At 47.3% G+C, this 16,424-nt stretch carries 17 protein-coding genes; all 17 read left to right on the top strand.

Annotation, left to right across the window (positions count from 1 at the left end; translation table 11 throughout):
• The first annotated feature begins 21 nt into the window (after positions 1 to 21).
• The 17 genes from NYE45_RS00150 (at position 22) to NYE45_RS00230 (ending at position 16,285) form a co-directional block, all read left to right on the top strand.
• Positions 22 to 1,206: a 3D domain-containing protein gene (locus NYE45_RS00150; protein WP_076334091.1), complete on the top strand. Its 1,185-nt coding sequence runs from the start codon at positions 22 to 24 to the stop codon at positions 1,204 to 1,206.
• Positions 1,207 to 1,362: 156 nt separating this feature from the next.
• Positions 1,363 to 1,908, top strand: a complete 546-nt coding sequence (rnmV, locus tag NYE45_RS00155; protein ID WP_062838096.1) for a ribonuclease M5 — start codon at positions 1,363 to 1,365, stop codon at positions 1,906 to 1,908.
• 4 nt (positions 1,909 to 1,912) lie between these two features.
• The gene (gene rsmA / locus NYE45_RS00160) at positions 1,913 to 2,815 is read left to right on the top strand and encodes a 16S rRNA (adenine(1518)-N(6)/adenine(1519)-N(6))-dimethyltransferase RsmA (protein WP_340015152.1); all 903 of its coding nucleotides are present in this window, start codon (positions 1,913 to 1,915) and stop codon (positions 2,813 to 2,815) included.
• A gap of 59 nt (positions 2,816 to 2,874) precedes the next feature.
• Positions 2,875 to 3,771: a sporulation peptidase YabG gene (yabG, locus tag NYE45_RS00165; protein ID WP_062838095.1), complete on the top strand. Its 897-nt coding sequence runs from the start codon at positions 2,875 to 2,877 to the stop codon at positions 3,769 to 3,771.
• Between the two features lie 153 nt (positions 3,772 to 3,924).
• A complete protein-coding gene (locus NYE45_RS00170) occupies positions 3,925 to 4,200 on the top strand; it encodes a Veg family protein (RefSeq protein ID WP_053778931.1) in 276 nt (91 codons plus the stop codon).
• 251 nt (positions 4,201 to 4,451) lie between these two features.
• A complete protein-coding gene (locus NYE45_RS00175) occupies positions 4,452 to 4,628 on the top strand; it encodes a small, acid-soluble spore protein, alpha/beta type (protein ID WP_017691375.1) in 177 nt (58 codons plus the stop codon).
• Between the two features lie 149 nt (positions 4,629 to 4,777).
• Positions 4,778 to 5,632 (top strand): 4-(cytidine 5'-diphospho)-2-C-methyl-D-erythritol kinase, encoded by an 855-nt coding sequence (gene ispE / locus NYE45_RS00180; protein ID WP_062838109.1) that lies wholly within the window; start codon positions 4,778 to 4,780, stop codon positions 5,630 to 5,632.
• Between the two features lie 97 nt (positions 5,633 to 5,729).
• Entirely contained in the window at positions 5,730 to 6,557 is an 828-nt protein-coding gene (gene purR, locus NYE45_RS00185) for a pur operon repressor (RefSeq protein ID WP_062838094.1), read from the top strand.
• A gap of 188 nt (positions 6,558 to 6,745) precedes the next feature.
• Positions 6,746 to 7,030 carry a septation regulator SpoVG gene (spoVG, locus tag NYE45_RS00190; protein ID WP_017691372.1) on the top strand — a complete coding sequence of 95 codons (285 nt, stop codon included), beginning with the start codon at positions 6,746 to 6,748 and terminating at the stop codon, positions 7,028 to 7,030.
• Positions 7,031 to 7,113: 83 nt separating this feature from the next.
• Positions 7,114 to 7,308 carry a hypothetical protein gene (locus NYE45_RS00195; RefSeq protein ID WP_124118801.1) on the top strand — a complete coding sequence of 65 codons (195 nt, stop codon included), beginning with the start codon at positions 7,114 to 7,116 and terminating at the stop codon, positions 7,306 to 7,308.
• Positions 7,309 to 7,376: 68 nt separating this feature from the next.
• Entirely contained in the window at positions 7,377 to 8,777 is a 1,401-nt protein-coding gene (glmU, locus tag NYE45_RS00200) for a bifunctional UDP-N-acetylglucosamine diphosphorylase/glucosamine-1-phosphate N-acetyltransferase GlmU (RefSeq protein ID WP_340015153.1), read from the top strand.
• Positions 8,778 to 8,877: 100 nt separating this feature from the next.
• Positions 8,878 to 9,831, top strand: coding sequence for a ribose-phosphate diphosphokinase (locus NYE45_RS00205; RefSeq protein ID WP_017691370.1), 954 nt, complete (start codon positions 8,878 to 8,880; stop codon positions 9,829 to 9,831).
• Between the two features lie 331 nt (positions 9,832 to 10,162).
• Complete coding sequence (locus tag NYE45_RS00210) at positions 10,163 to 10,348, top strand: hypothetical protein (protein WP_062838092.1); 186 nt, start codon at positions 10,163 to 10,165, stop codon at positions 10,346 to 10,348.
• Positions 10,349 to 10,463: 115 nt separating this feature from the next.
• Positions 10,464 to 11,024, top strand: coding sequence for an aminoacyl-tRNA hydrolase (gene pth, locus NYE45_RS00215; RefSeq protein ID WP_062838091.1), 561 nt, complete (start codon positions 10,464 to 10,466; stop codon positions 11,022 to 11,024).
• Positions 11,025 to 11,121: 97 nt separating this feature from the next.
• Positions 11,122 to 11,352 carry an anti-sigma-F factor Fin family protein gene (locus NYE45_RS00220; protein ID WP_017691368.1) on the top strand — a complete coding sequence of 77 codons (231 nt, stop codon included), beginning with the start codon at positions 11,122 to 11,124 and terminating at the stop codon, positions 11,350 to 11,352.
• 273 nt (positions 11,353 to 11,625) lie between these two features.
• Positions 11,626 to 15,153, top strand: a complete 3,528-nt coding sequence (mfd, locus tag NYE45_RS00225; protein ID WP_340015154.1) for a transcription-repair coupling factor — start codon at positions 11,626 to 11,628, stop codon at positions 15,151 to 15,153.
• Entirely contained in the window at positions 15,137 to 16,285 is a 1,149-nt protein-coding gene (locus NYE45_RS00230; RefSeq protein WP_062838089.1) for a peptidylprolyl isomerase, read from the top strand. The genes mfd and NYE45_RS00230 overlap by 17 nt, the downstream gene beginning before the upstream one ends.
• The last annotated feature ends 139 nt before the right edge of the window (positions 16,286 to 16,424 follow it).

Genomic DNA, 16,424 nt, shown 5'->3' on the forward strand with positions numbered 1-16,424 from the left:
GCTATGAAGGAGGACGGAGAAGTGGGCACATTCCAACCAGAAGAGACCCATGAGTCACGATCATCCAGTAAGTCTTTCGCGTTGCGGTGGAAGCATGAGAACATGCGTCAAATGGCATTGATCGCGATTTTCTCAATTGCGCTTACAATCATGATCTTGTTAGTCGTTTACGGTCAGGCCGGGAAACAAATTTCACTGGTTATTGATGGCAAAGCTCAGGTGGTAGAGACTCGTACAGGAATGCTTCAGGAAATGCTGGAGGAGCAGTCAATCACAGTCAGCCCTCACGATAAGGTATCCATGTCCATGAACGGGGCGATTACAGATGGAGACCGAATTGTTATTGAGCGGGCCGTTCCAGTTAACATTACGGCAGACGGAGACACCAAGACTCTGTATACAACCGATTCATCGGTACAAGAGGCAATTCAAAAATCAGGTATTCAAGTTGCAAGTAATGACAAAGTGTATCCGGCGCTTGGAACTACAGTCAAAGCGGATATGAAAATCCGTGTAGTGCGGGTAACAAAGCGTACAGTGGATGTCGAACAACCGATCGCTTACAAAGTGATTAAAACGGCTGACCCTAGCTTGTACAAAGGGGATAACCGTGTTGTTGTAAACGGCAAAGAAGGCACACTTGTCCAGCATATCGAAAAGGTATTTCAGGATGGAGAATTAGTCTCCAAAAAAATGGTCGGCAAATCCGTCGCGAATAATCGTGTAGATAAAGTGATCGCTGTCGGCACCAAAGCAAAACCGGTCGTAAAAGAGCCTGTGATTCAGACCGTATCGGCTCAAACTTCAACAACCAAACAGGCAACAACAACGAACTCGAAGAAAACCTCTGCCTCGGGCAGCAAAGTGATTACCGTATCCGGAACTTCTTTTAAATACTCCAAAGTACTTAAAAATGTATCGATGACTGCCTACTCTTCCGAAGAGCCTGGCATTGGCACTAAAACAGCTTCCGGTACTCGTGTAACGGAAGGGCGCACCATTGCGGTTGATCCCAAAGTCATTCCAATTGGCTGGTGGGTATATATCGAAGGTCTGGGCTTCCGTCGTGCGGAAGATACAGGCGGTGCCATTAAAGGCAACAAAATTGATGTATATTATGACAGTGTGAAGCATGCCCTGAATTTTGGACGCAAGAAAGGCAAGACGGTCTACGTGATCGGTCCGGTGAAGCCGGAAGCGAACTAAAATCGTTTTACTTTGAAATGGGAATGCTATAAAATAGTTGCATGAATGATTCATGCGGAATATGCGGCGGAGGGGTCTGAAATTCAGTCTCCCCCGCCGTTTGGCAGAGAAGAGGATATTCCTCTTCTTTTTGCGTTAGAAAGGAAGAAATGGAACATGATAAAAGAAGTCATAGTGGTGGAAGGCCGTGACGATACGGTAGCCATTCGTCGGGCCGTGGAAGCCGATACAATTGAAACAGGTGGATCAGCCATCAACCAGCGCATTTTGAAGCGGATTGCGCTTGCTCAGGAGAGACGGGGAGTCATCGTACTGACAGATCCGGATCATGCCGGCGAACGCATTCGTAAAATTATTGCGAACAAGGTCCCTGGCTGCAAGCATGCCTTCATTCCAGAAGCGGATGCGACGCGCAAAGGGGACATTGGAGTGGAGAACGCCTCACCGGAGGCGATTCGGCACGCGCTGGAACGCGTACATACTTCATACGAAGGTGCTCCGAGCCTGATCGATTGGGAGGACCTGATCGCGGCAGGACTTATCGTGCATCCGCAGGCTGCCGCACGTCGTATGGAGATGGGCAATCTGCTGGGCATCGGATATTGTAACGGGAAGCAGTTCCACAAGCGTCTCAGTGTATTTCAGATTACACGGGAAGAGTTCTCTACAGCATTAGCGCAAATTGAACGTGAAGGATTGTGAGCATATGAAGGACATGGAAGAGACGATAGAAATTGCAACGCCCAAGCGAACCAAAGAGATTATTCAAAGACACGGATTCTCATTCAAGAAAAGTCTGGGTCAGAACTTTCTGATTGATCAAAATATACTGAACAAAATTGTTAATGCAGCCGATTTGGATGAGTCCAAGGGCGCGTTGGAGATTGGGCCGGGTATTGGAGCCCTTACGGAGCGTTTGGCTCGGGTAGCTGGTCCTGTCACAGCTGTAGAGATTGATCAGCGCTTGATCCCAATCCTGGGAGAAGTGATGCAGCCTTATTCGAATGTACGTGTTCATCATGGGGATGTGCTGAAGCTTGATCTGGCTGAGTTGTTTAATACGGATTTTGCATCCGTGGACAAAGTTAGTGTCGTGGCTAACCTGCCTTACTATGTAACGACCCCAATCATGATGAAACTGCTGGAAGAGAAGCTGCCAGTAGACAGCATCGTTGTCATGATTCAAAAAGAAGTGGCTGAACGCATGGCTGCTGCACCTGGATCGAAAGACTACGGCAGTCTGAGCATCGCGGTTCAGTACTACAGTATGCCGGAGCTTGTGTGTATTGTGCCTCCTACGGTCTTCATTCCGCAACCTAATGTGGAGTCGGCTGTTATTAAGCTGAAGGTGCGTGAGCAACCGCCCGTGGAGATCCCTGATGAAGCACACTACTTCGAAGTGGTACAGGCTTCTTTTGCCCAGCGGAGAAAAACAATCTCGAACAACCTGAAAGCACGTTTCTTCACGAAGGAGAACCGGGAACAGGCAGACATTCTGCTGGAGCAGGCAGGTATTCAACCGTCCCGACGCGGAGAGACGTTAAGTCTGCAGGAGTACGCTACACTCAGCACCGTGATGTGGGAAGCAGGGATACGCGCCGCGCTGTAAAATTCGAATGAACCAAACCGGGTCTCTGCCCATACGATGGGGTAGAGGTGATTACGTTGATGAATATCGGAGACTTGGTCGTTCGGAAGTCATACGGCGGCGATGTGACTTTTCGGGTGGAAGGCCTCCAGTTGGATGCTGCGGTCATTAAAGGGACTGAGTTCCGGCTGATTGCCGATTCCCCGGTGGACGATTTGATACAGGTTCCCTACGAACCACAAAGCGCCAAGACCAGACAGGCGCATATTAAGGCACATCAGACCCTGTCCCGCCTGCAGCAGAATCGTATGGAACAGGCTGAACGGAATCGTGAAGGTCTGGTTCAGGATTGGTCTGCGCAGCAGGAACCGGCTTATTTTGAAATGCCTGGTAAGGTGCTTCATCTGGACGGAGATCCGAATTATTTGAAAAAAAGTATGGATCTCTATGAGCAACTTCGTGTTCCCGCAGAGGGACAATATGTCCATGAATCGGCAATGGCAGATACCTTATACCGTTTATTACCCAAAGTACGTCCGGATATCGTGGTCATTACGGGTCATGATGGGGTACTTAAGACACGTCAGCCCTACGACTTATATAGTCTTGGTAGCTACAAGAACTCGCAAAATTTTGTGTCGGCCATTCAGGTGGCCAGACAATACGAACGCCATCTGGACGCACTCACCATTGTGGCAGGAGCCTGTCAGTCCCATTTTGAGGCACTGCTGCGTGCTGGAGCGAACTTTGCCAGTTCTCCGGGCAGAATTCTCATTCATGCACTTGATCCGGTCTATGTGGCAGCCAAGGCTTCCTTCACATCTGTTAGGGATACCGTCAACATGAACGATGTCCTGCACAATACCATCAGTGGTAGCCAGGGTGTGGGTGGTGTGGAGACACGCGGGAGTTACCGGGTAGGTCTGCCGGGATTGAATGATTTATCAACGCTAAAAGTTAACCCATCGGCAGTCTGATGTAGGCCATTTAAAGTCCCAATTTGGGGCTTTTTTTGTTTGCAAAAAAATTCATTGACAACAACTTTTTGATGCTGATATAATAATTAGTTTTGATTTGACAATGACTGTAAAATCCGGTATAATGGACAAGAAAAGAGGTGGTCGTCGACAATGGCTAAAAACACGCTGTTGGATATCAAACGCAATCTCGACGCACATATAGGTCAGAAAATTATGTTGCGGGCTAATGGTGGCCGCCGTAAGACCATTGAGCGTACGGGTGTATTGGAAGAAACGTACCCTTCTGTTTTTATCGTTAAGCTTGATGAGGAGCAAGAAACCTTCAAGCGAGTATCTTATAGTTATGCGGATATACTTACGGAATCGGTGGAAGTCATGGTCTTTGACCCGGGCAGCCAGACGCATAGCTCCTACATGGAGACGTAAGTATCGTTTTACAGGCGATTCGCCCCACAAGGCGGATCGCTTTTTTGTTTTTACTAAACCCCCAATTCGCCTCCAAAGGTAAACGATACATACGCAGGAATGAGCGAGGAACGGTCGCGGCATACTACTTGGACAGGTGAAGGAACAGTTTCCTAAAGCAAATGCAGGAGCTGAACCTGGCCTGATGCTAAAATGTCCAAAACGTGAACGAACTCATCACATCATGAAATTACTTTGGAGGAGGATGGTTCATGAGTCGGAGAAGAAGAAGTGTCATGTCAGAGGATCTGAAGAATGAGCTGGCAAAAGACCTGGGTTTCTATGATACGGTGCAACAGGAAGGCTGGGGCGGAATTAAAGCCAAGGATGCAGGAAACATGGTGAAAAGAGCCATTCAACTGGCTGAGCAGGCTGCGCGCAAATCTTAATCCGGTTCAAGCAGACTGAAAAGCGGGGAAATCCGTCAGGAATAACCCCGCTTTTTCCCCTTAGATGCGGAATAGAAATGACTTGACAGCCCCATTTTGATATAATATGTTAAGTTGTCTTAGGGAAAAGGTGAGGACGGGTGAACGCCTTGAAAATTTACGAAAAAGCGCCTGCTAAAATTAATTTGATGCTGGACGTTTTACATAAAAGAAGCGATGGATTCCATGAAGTTGAAATGATCATGACCATGGTCGATCTGGCTGATCGACTGGAAATGTCGGAGCTGCCGCGAGATACCATTTTCATCTCCAGTCAGGCTGGATATATTCCGCTGGACGAGAAGAATCTGGCCTTCCAGGCAGCCAGGCTCATTAAGGAGCGCTATAACGTGCGTACCGGCGTCCATATTCATCTGGATAAAAAGATTCCGGTTGCAGCGGGACTTGCTGGTGGCAGCAGTGATGCAGCAGCAGCGCTGCGTGGATTGAACCGTCTGTGGCGGCTGAATATACCGGATCACGAACTTCAGGAGCTTGGAGCTGAACTCGGTTCGGATGTTCCATTCTGTATCACAGGAGGGACTGCACTCGCTACAGGGCGTGGTGAGAAATTGACTCCCATACCTAATCCGCCGCAATGCTGGGTGATTCTGGCCAAGCCTCCGATCAATGTGTCTACAGCCGATGTCTACGGACGGTTCCGCAGTGACAAGATTGTTCGTCATCCGAGTGCGTCCAAAATGGAGCAGGCTATTCGTAATCAATCATTTACGGAAGTGTGCAACCAGATGGGCAATGTGCTTGAGGATGTAACGTTGAAGCTGTATCCGGAAGTTCAGCATCTGAAGGATGCCATGATTCGGCTGGGTGCAGATGGCGTGTTAATGTCCGGCAGTGGTCCAACGGTATTCGGTCTGGTCTCCAAAGAATCCAAGGTTGCCCGGATCTACAATGGTCTGCGCGGCTTCTGCAAAGAAGTATACGCTGTACGTATGTTGACGTAAAATTCGCTTTTATAATGTACAAACACGTATAAAGGTGGTATATTTTTAAATAATTATTCGGATTTGGATGTTTCCGTGATCGTGAGGATGGATCTCTGTGAAGAAGTTAAAACGAAGCGCAAGGCTGGTTGAAATGACGCAATACTTATTGTCCAGACCGCATACGGTTATTCCGTTGACCACATTTGCCGAACGCTATGGAGCCGCGAAGTCTTCGATTAGTGAAGATTTGGCGATTATCAAGGAAGTGTTCGAAGAAGGTGGGTCAGGAGAACTGCATACACTGGCTGGAGCAGCCGGCGGAGTAAGATGGATTCCGAAGGTGTCTCGAGAACTGGCACTGGCATTTGCGGAGCGACTGTCGACCCAGCTCGCGCAGCCTGATCGGATCTTGCCTGGAGAATACCTGTACATGTCCGATCTGCTTGGACAACCCGCATTGATGAATGAAGCCGGCAAGATCTTTGCAACGGCCTTTGGCAATATGAATATTGATGTGGTTATGACGGTAGAAACCAAGGGAATCCCACTGGCTTATGCGACCGGAGCCCAGCTCAACCTGCCTGTCGTGCTCGTACGCAGGGACCATCAGGCTACAGAAGGATCGGCCGTAAGTATCAATTATGTATCCGGGTCCCATAAAAGTCTGCATACCATGTCCTTGTCTCGCCGGGCGATGCGTGAGCATTCCAGAGTACTCATTGTGGATGACTTCATGAAGGCTGGGGGTACGGTGCAAGGAATGATCGATCTTTTGGCCGAGTTTAATGCTACGGTAGCCGGGGTAGGGGTACTGGTGGAATCTGGTTCTGTAGATTCAGAGGAACGCCTGCTAACGGATTACGTCTCTCTGGCGAAGCTGACAGCGGTTGATGCCAAGAGCAGACACATTTCCGTCAAGCCTGGCAACTATTTCGACCTGTAGAAAGATGACGAATTTTGTGTCGGTAAAGGTTCTTTTCCATCGACCTGGCACTAACGTTGTCGAATTGTGTATTAAATAAAAAAATTCCTGAAATTAGGAAATTTTTGTGGTTATAAAAAGAAGGAGTTCGTATAGGCTGTGTGGAATTATACACCAAGTTCTGATGGAAAAAGGTGGTGAACACACACATGCAAATTACGGATGTCAGACTCCGCCGTGTTAACTCGGAGGGGAGAATGAAGGCTATCGCATCCATTACCATCGATAACGAATTCGTCGTTCATGACATTCGTGTCATTGATGGTAACAACGGAATGTTTGTTGCTATGCCGAGCAAGCGTACTCCTGACGGAGAGTTCCGTGATATCGCCCACCCGATCTCTTCCGGTACTCGTGAGAAGATTCAGGCAGCAGTTTTGACTGAATACGATCGTGCAGCAACTGAGGAAGAAGTTATTGAAGAAGGTGCCTGAGAACATTATTGGGGTTCGAAGGAAAAGAGAGCCATGTCTTATGGCTCTCTTTTCTTTTTGACCGGAATAAGATATATTCAGTATTGAGTTTATTAGCAGAGAACAAAAAGCGCATCGTGCGCTTGGTGGCAGGGCGGCATCTTAGGAATCATTGGGATTCGGTTAAGCTCGCAGGTACACGGCGTATACATATAGGTCACGATTCGTTGGTGTCCGCGTTGTTACGTGTGATTACAGAGACAGCAGGCGATGAACAGGACCGGCTTGAAGCCGGCTGAACGATACTCATTGGATATAGATCAGCAATGCAATTCAATGGGATTTTCAGAACAGGAGGTCGTTAATTTTGAAACGAATGGCAATCGTTCTTGCCGCAGGGCAAGGGAAACGAATGAAATCAAAATTGTACAAAGTACTGCATCCCGTATGCGGTAAACCTATGGTTGGACATGTGCTGGATGCAGCACTCAGCGCAGGCGTTGAACGCAGTGTAGTGGTAGTCGGTCATGGTGCCGAAGCGGTGCAGTCATTTTTGGGTTCCAGAGCGGAGTATGCACTTCAGGCGGAACAACTGGGTACAGGTCATGCAGTGAAGCAGGTTAAGTCCTTGCTTGGCGGTGAAACTGGATCTACGATTGTGGTCTGCGGAGATACACCACTTGTGACCAGTGAGACGTTGGAAGGTCTGATGAAGCTGCATGAGAGCAGCGGAGCAGCAGCCACAGTTCTTACGGCTCAGTTGGACAATCCCAAAGGCTATGGCCGCGTCATTCGCGGAGAAGATGGGTCTGTACAACGGATTGTGGAACAAAAGGATTGCACAGAGCAGGAAGATGCTGTGAATGAGATTAACACGGGCACATACTGTTTTGATAATGCAAAATTGTTCGCAGCCCTGGAAAAAGTGACGAACCAGAACGCTCAGGGAGAGTATTATCTCACAGACGTGGTTGGCATTTTCCGCAATGATGGAGAAGTCGTTGAGGCTTATATGTCAGATGACATCGCAGAATCCATCGGGGTTAACGACCGACTCGCGCTTTCACAAGCCGAAGCCTTCATGCGTGAACGTCTCGCCGTACGCCATATGTTGAACGGTGTTACGATCATTGATCCGTCATCGACATATATCGGAGCGGATGTTACGATTGGATCAGATACAGTTTTGTATCCGGGGACGATCCTCAAAGGCACAACTTCCATTGGTGAAGCATGTCATATTGGTCCTCAGGCAGATGTGGAAGACAGTGTTATTCAGGACGGAGTTACGATTAAACATTCGGTGTTGTCCAATGCCGAAGTTGGTTCTGATGCAACAGTAGGTCCATATGCTAATTTGCGTCCTGGGACTAAACTGGGTCGCAACGTAAAAATTGGTGACTTTGTCGAAGTGAAAAATGCTACAATTGATGAAGGTTCCAAAGTATCTCATCTCAGCTATATTGGGGATGCCAAAGTAGGGAAAAACGTAAATGTTGGATGCGGGGCAATAACTGTCAATTATGATGGTTATAATAAAGCTGTGACAACGATTGAAGATGATGCTTTTGTAGGCAGCAACGTCAATCTGATTGCACCGATTACGGTAGGAAAAGGCGCTTATGTGGTTGCTGGCTCTACCGTTACCCATTCCGTTCCCGAGAATGATCTGGCCATTGCTCGTCCACGTCAGGAGAATAAACCTGGTTATGCGGAGAAGATTCGCGGACGTGCCAAAGCCAAGAAACAAAATGCCAAACCCCAATAAGGGGTTTTGATAACAAGATTGCCTCCCGAAGACCGGGAGGTGCCGACATGTCGCAGACGCTTATTGATTCCAATGAACCAGCACGGAGGGTTTTTATTTTATGACTTATTTTGATTCGAAATTAAAAATATTTACTTGCAATTCTAACCCCAAGCTCGCCCATCAAATTGCTGATTATATCGGGATTCCCATGGGTGAATCTCACACAACCAGCTTCAGTGATGGCGAGATTCAAGTGAAACTCTCCGAGAGTGTTCGGGGTTGTCACGTCTACATCGTGCAGTCCACTTGCTTGCCGGTTAATGACAACCTGATGGAAATGCTCGTTATGATTGATGCACTTAAACGGGCATCTGCCAAGACGATTAACGTCGTTATTCCTTACTATGGCTATGCAAGACAGGATCGCAAGGCACGTTCACGTGACCCAATTACGGCGAAACTGGTTGCCAACCTGATCGAAAAAGCGGGTGCAACCCGTGTTATCGCGATGGACTTGCATGCAATGCAGATTCAGGGATTCTTCGACATTCCGGTCGACCATTTGCTCGGCGTACCGATTCTGGCTCAATATTTCCGGTCGAAACAGATCGAAAATCCAGTTGTCGTGTCACCTGACCACGGTGGCGTAGTCCGCGCACGTAAACTGGCTGATTTCCTGAATGCACCTCTTGCGATTATCGACAAACGTCGTCCTGAGCCGAATGTGAGTGAAGTGATGAACATTATCGGTAACATCGAGGGTAAAACAGCCATTCTGATCGATGACATTATTGACACGGCGGGAACGATTGTACTGGGAGCGAATGCTCTGATGGAAGGCGGCGTGAAAGAAGTATACGCGTGCTGTACTCACCCGGTATTGTCCGGACCTGCGATGGAACGTTTGGAGAATGCACCATTGAAGGAAGTCATCGTAACGGATACCATTCCAATTACGCATGCTAATCCGACAAGCAAACTCAAAGTGTTGTCTGTAGCGCCTTTGCTCGGAGAAGCAATTATCCGGGTTCATGAGGAATTGTCAATCAGCAAGCTGTTTGAAATTGAATAAGGATGTCTGCATAAAGTAGTAGAGGGGTTACGTTTTCCGGTTCAATGGAAAATGTAACCCCTGTCGGCGTGCCGTTTTATTAAAGGTGAAACAGACGCTGGTCAGTCCATATAAGTTTGAACTACTCATTTACACAATAACGGAGAGGGCAGAAAAGATCTGAAGAAGCGAAGTTAAAAGCTTTCTGAAAGAAAGCTGCTTCGGAAGCATATGCCTTCGACTTAACAGCGATCGGAAGATGTTTCTGCACGCGCAGTGATCCAGTGTAAAATGGTTCGTTCATCTTATATGGTTAATACCCGGGGCGGGAGATAAATCGGAAACGACGCCGATGAAAGAGCGTGTCGGCAATCTCGACGAATTGATTATCGAAACGAGTGATGAGACCAATCTCAATATGGGTGTCGCGGTCGTATACCTGTACAGGTACGTGATATTCGAGATGATAGATAAAATCGCTATGTTGAGTCAGTTGTCCGTTGTCTTCGCGCAAAACCCGCTCACCTTCCTGGGTTGATAAAATATTAACTGTGAATACTACAGTAAATCGATCTTTACTTTCCTGATATTATATGAAATATAACATTCGAAGTCTATGCCTCACCTCAGGCTAATCCGAAGGAGGGAACAAGATGAAGTGGATTGTCGGACTTGGAAATCCAGGCTCGAACTATGCCAAAACCCGTCATAATATCGGTTTTATGGCACTGGATCGGTTGGCTGATCGTCATAGTATCTCCATTACACAGAGTAAATGTAAGGCGCTGATTGGAGAAGGCAACATTGGCGGTGTGAAAACAGTGCTGATCAAACCCATGACCTTTATGAACTTGTCTGGTGAATCGGTTCGAGCGTATATGGATTTTTATAAAGTTAGTCTTGAAGATCTGATTGTTGTGTACGACGACATGGATACAGAGATTGGCAAAGTCAGATTGCGTTACCAAGGCAGTGCAGGCGGACATAATGGCATCAAGTCCATTATTCAGCATACCGGTACACAGCAGTTTAACCGGGTACGCATGGGAATATCCCGGCCTGAACCAGGACATGCCATTGTCGATTATGTACTGTCGACATTTATGAAGAAAGAAAAAGAAGCCCTTGATCAGACCATTGAGCAAACGTGTGATGCCCTGGAGCATAGCTTGACTCATACGTTCGAACAAACAATGGCGAAGTTTAACGGTTAATTCTGTAAGACATACTGGTAAAATGATCAAAAAGACGGGTTCGATTCAGCCATACTGGACATACTGGACGTATAAACCATGTTCAGGAGGCATAAACATGTCAGTGAATTACGTATGTCGGCATTGCCGTACCTTTATTGGACGAATCGATTCTGCCCGGATAACGGAAGTAGAGCTTGGCTTTCATTTCTTGACCCCCGACGAGCGGAGGGATATAATAGCGTATAATTCAGGTGGTGACATTACCGTTCGGATTACATGTGATTACTGTAAGGAGGCCCTGGAGCACAATCCGGAGCTTAGTCTGCTCGCGAGTCCGCTTCAGTAGACATCGCCTGTAACAGGATCGAATGACAGTTGAGGGCGGTTGCGTAATAACGCTCCACCTTTTATAGCCTTGGCAGCCTGCTGAGGCTTCTTTTCAGTTGGAATGAAAGCCAGCGCTATCTCGAAATCAGGCTTAGCCACATCAACAGATGTGGCAATGTTGCGAGTAATCCTTTATGATGAAACAGGACAAAAAGGAATTTGTATCCATTTTAATAGTGATGTTACGCGTATGCGTGAGATAATCAAGTAAGTTATAAGAGAGGTGCCCCTTTTGTTACAAGCACTTATACAGGCTTTTTCCAAAGATCCGGACTTCGGGTCCATTACAGCCGGAATCAAGTCCGGCATGAAGGAACAATTGGTTTCAGGTCTATCCGGCTCGGCGCGTCAGATTATGCTGGCTGCTCTGCATCAGGAAATGAACCGACCATTGCTCGTAGTAACACACAATATGTTTTCAGCTCAAAAAATTGCAGAAGATTTACAGGAAGCGCTTTCACCTGATCAGGTGTTGATCTATCCTGCCAACGAACTTGTCGCTGCTGAAGCTGCTGTTTCCAGCCCGGAAACATTGGGTCAGCGTATTGATGTGTTGGTCCGCTGCGCCCAGGGATTCAGGGGCGTTGTTGTTATTCCCTTTTCTGGCGTAAGACGTTATGTCCCGCTTCCTGAAGTGATGGCCAATGCTCGAATTTTGATTAAACAGGGCAACACACTTCAACTGGACTCCTTCCTGCTGGAGATGGTTAAGCTCGGATATGAGCGTGTAGAGCGCGTAGAATCTCGTGGTGAGATGAGTGTACGCGGAGGTATCATCGATTTCTATCCGGTTACTTCATCGATCGCATATCGAGTGGAGTTATTTGATGATGAGATCGACTCCATTCGGACGTTCGACCCAGCGGATCAGCGTTCAATTGAACGGATTGAAGAAATTACGGTTTTGCCATGCAAGGAATTAATTGCAGATCGTGAGCGGATGGAAAAGGCTGCCGATGCAGCTGCCATTTTGCTCGAGCAACAGCTGGAGAAAATGACGGACCGGCAGGCGAAGCTGCGTCTTCGTGAAGAAATTCACCGGGAGATCGAGCTTTTGCGGGAACACGTGTATTTCTCCGAAATGTACAAATATATTTCTCCGCTCTATCCGGAGAACAAAACGATCTACGACTATATGCCAGAAGATACCCTGCTGGTTCTTGATGAGCCTGCCAGACTATCGGAGACATCGAAACAGCTGGACCGTGATGAATCAGAGTGGAATCTGCATTTGATGCAAAACGGAAAAACACTTCCGGATCTTCCATTATCCGCAGACGGTGATGAACTCTTGTATGAGCGTCCATTCCAGACGCTGTTTATGTCGATCTTTTTGCGTCAGGTTCCACACACCCAACCACAGAACATTCTGAACTTCATCAGTCGTGGTATGCAGGATTTCCATGGACAGATGAACGTACTGAAGGCAGAGATGGAGCGTTGGCAGAAGGCTGGAGTTCAAGTGCTGATGCTGGCGAACGGTGAGGAACGATTGGATCGGATGCGCCGGGTACTGATGGACTATGATATTCCAGAGCCAGAGATGATGATTGGTAACTTGCAAACCGGATTTGAAATGCCGTCGATTCATTTGGCTGTCGTGACTGAGGGCGAGATGTTCTCGCAAAAACAGCGTAAAGTACGCAAACCAATTCGGAATGTAGACAACGCGGAACGGATCAAATCCTATAGTGAGCTAAAAGTGGGCGATTATGTCGTTCACCAAAACCACGGGATTGGTAAGTACCTCGGGATTGGTACCCTTGAGGTTGGCGGTATTCATAAAGACTACATGCATATTCTCTATGCGGGTGGAGACAAACTGTCTGTACCTATTGAACAGATCGATCTGATTCAGAAGTATGTAGGTTCAGAAGAGAAAGAACCTAAAATATACAAGCTGGGCGGCAATGAGTGGACACGAGTTAAAAATAAAGTCCGCACATCCGTACAGGATATTGCTGATGATCTGATCAAGCTGTATGCAGAGCGTCAGACGTCCAAAGGATTTGGATTCGACAAGGATTCTGCAGAACAGCAGGAGTTTGAGGACATGTTCCCTTACGATGAGACACGTGATCAGGTGCGTGCGATCGAAGAAATCAAGAAGGACATGGAACAAAACCGTCCGATGGACCGTTTATTGTGTGGGGATGTTGGTTACGGCAAAACCGAGGTGGCTATTCGTGCTGCGTTCAAAGCAGCTATTGAAGGCAAACAGGTGGCTGTACTCGTGCCGACAACGATTTTGGCACAGCAGCATTTTGAGACGTTCCGTGAGCGGTTCTCCGGTTACCCGTTCAACATTCATGTGCTTAGCCGTTTCCGCTCGCGTAAAGAGCAGAATGAAACAGCCAAAGGCATCAAGGCAGGTACAGTGGATATTGTTATCGGGACGCATCGCCTGCTGTCGCAGGATCTGGTGTTCAAGGACCTGGGACTGCTCATTGTCGACGAAGAACAGCGTTTCGGAGTAACTCATAAGGAAAAACTGAAGAAGCTAAAAACCAATGTGGACGTGCTGACGCTGACGGCAACGCCGATTCCGCGTACGCTTCATATGTCCATGCTGGGTGTGCGTGATCTGTCCGTTATTGAGACTCCGCCAGAGAATCGTTTCCCGGTGCAGACTTATGTGGTTGAACACAGTCAGGCGCTTGTCCGCGAAGCGATTGAGCGTGAGCTTGCCCGTGGAGGTCAGGTGTATTACCTCTACAACCGTGTTCAAGGAATTCAGGAGATGGCAGCTGAAATTTCTGAACTTGTGCCTGAAGCCAAGGTTGGTGTGGGTCATGGTCAGATGTCGGAGACAGAGCTGGAGAAGACGATTCTGGACTTCCTGGATGGTGAATATGACGTGCTTGTGAGCACAAGTATCATCGAGACCGGGGTAGATATTCCGAACGTAAATACGCTGATTGTACATGATGCGGATAAAATGGGGCTTTCCCAGCTGTATCAGCTGCGCGGACGGGTGGGTCGTTCCAACCGTATTGCGTATGCGTACTTTACGTACCAACGGGATAAAGTGCTTACTGAAGTTGCCGAAAAACGTCTGCAATCGATCAAAGAATTCACTGAACTGGGTTCGGGATTCAAAATCGCCATGCGTGACTTGTCGATCCGTGGTGCGGGAAATCTGCTAGGAGCAGAGCAGCATGGCTTCATTGCTTCCGTCGGGTTCGATCTGTATTCCCAGATGCTCGCAGAGGAGATCAACAAACGCAAAGTTACGATGCTTGGCGAGGAGCCGGTACCTTCCGACCAGTGGAACACAACCTTGGATCTCAGTATCGATGCTTACTTGCCGTCCGATTATATTTATGACAGTATTCAGAAGATTGAGATCTATAAAAAAGTGGCGGTCATTGCTTCCTTCGACGATGCGATGGAGCTGGAAGACGAATTGGTTGACCGATTCGGTGATCTTCCGGAGGCCGTCATTAACTTGCTGGCTGTTGCGCGGATGAAAGTATACGGCAAAATCTACGGTATTGAGTCCATTTCCCAACGTGGTGAGGACATTACCGTGAAGTTCTATGAAGGCCGTGAACATGCCTTTGAACTATCGAAAATCGCGCACATTGGAAATCAGTTCGAAAGACGTGTACAATTTGAACAAGGACCCCATATGCTGATTCACGCTAAAGGCAAGGGGCTTGGGGATAAGCAACTGATGGAGCTGGTAGAGAAAATTCTGGAGTCCATGAAGACTGCTTTTAAATCAAAGGGGGAACTAAAAGATGTTACCAAAGTATAAAAAAGTAGGAAAAGTACTGTCTGTGAGCATGGTCGCAGTACTATCCTTATCATTGCTTGCTGCATGCGGCAAGAAGGAAGAAGCGAAAGCACCGGAATCGACAGATACGAGTGCTGTAGTCGCTACGTATGATGGTGGTACCATTACAGCCAATGAATTCGATATGGAACAACGCGTTATGAAATTCCTGTATCCGGAATATGCACAAATGATGGATATGGACGATTTCAAGGAGTACCTGGTGAAACAGGAAGTTGCTTATGAATACCTGAGTGGCAAAGCAAGTGAAGAAGCCAAAACAGCGGGTGCCAAAACAGCAACTGAGCAATTCGATAAAATGAAAGCTTCTGTTCAGGCAGATCAATGGACTGAGATGCTGAAAGCTCAGAACCTGACTGACCAGAACATCAAGGATTATATGACACGCATCATGACGGTAATCAAAGACAAGGAAACTGGCGTTACGGAAGATGCGATTAAGGCTGAGTTTGAGAAAAACAAAGATCAGTTCACAACGGCTTCCGTTCGTCACGTGCTGATTAACTTCACAGATCCAAAAACGCAAAAAGAGCGTAAAAAAGAAGATGCACTGAAAATTGCAAAAGAAGTAAAAACCAAGTTGGATGGCGGAGCTGATTTTGCTGAAATTGCAAAAGAATATTCCGAAGATCCAGGTTCTGCTGAAAAAGGTGGACTGTATGAAGAAACACCTGTGGGCAGCTGGGTAGAAGCATTTAAGGAAGCTGCAAAAACGTTGCCACTGAACAAAATCAGTGATCCGGTTGAAACGGAGTACGGTTACCACATCATGAAAGTGGAAGCTCGTACAGAAGCAGACTTCACTAAATTGACGGCTGAGCAAAAAGAAAGTCTGAAGAGCCAATTGGCAGCTGCTGAGATCGATACGTTCATGCAAAATGAATTGGACAAAATCGTAAAAGAAGTTAATCTGCCAAAAACAGAAAAAGCTGAAGAAGGTACGACTGAAGGCACAACAGGTACAGGAACTGAAGGAGAGCAAACAACCGAACCAAAAACGGATGACTCCACAGGTACAGATACCAAGACTGACCAAGGTACGACTGGAACAGATAAAGATGCAACGACAGACGAAGGTACAAGCAGTAAGTAGTATGGCTGTGTTAGCATACGTTCAGGGGTAAATCTGCCCGAATGAATGCCTTGTTCAACAGTAAATATGGACAACCATACAGAGAAGCAAGGGGAGGACTTAGGACCTCCTTCTTGCTTCTTCTTGTATATATTCAAGC

Source organism: Paenibacillus sp. FSL K6-1318 (assembly GCF_037976905.1).
GTDB lineage: Bacteria > Bacillota > Bacilli > Paenibacillales > Paenibacillaceae > Paenibacillus > Paenibacillus amylolyticus_A.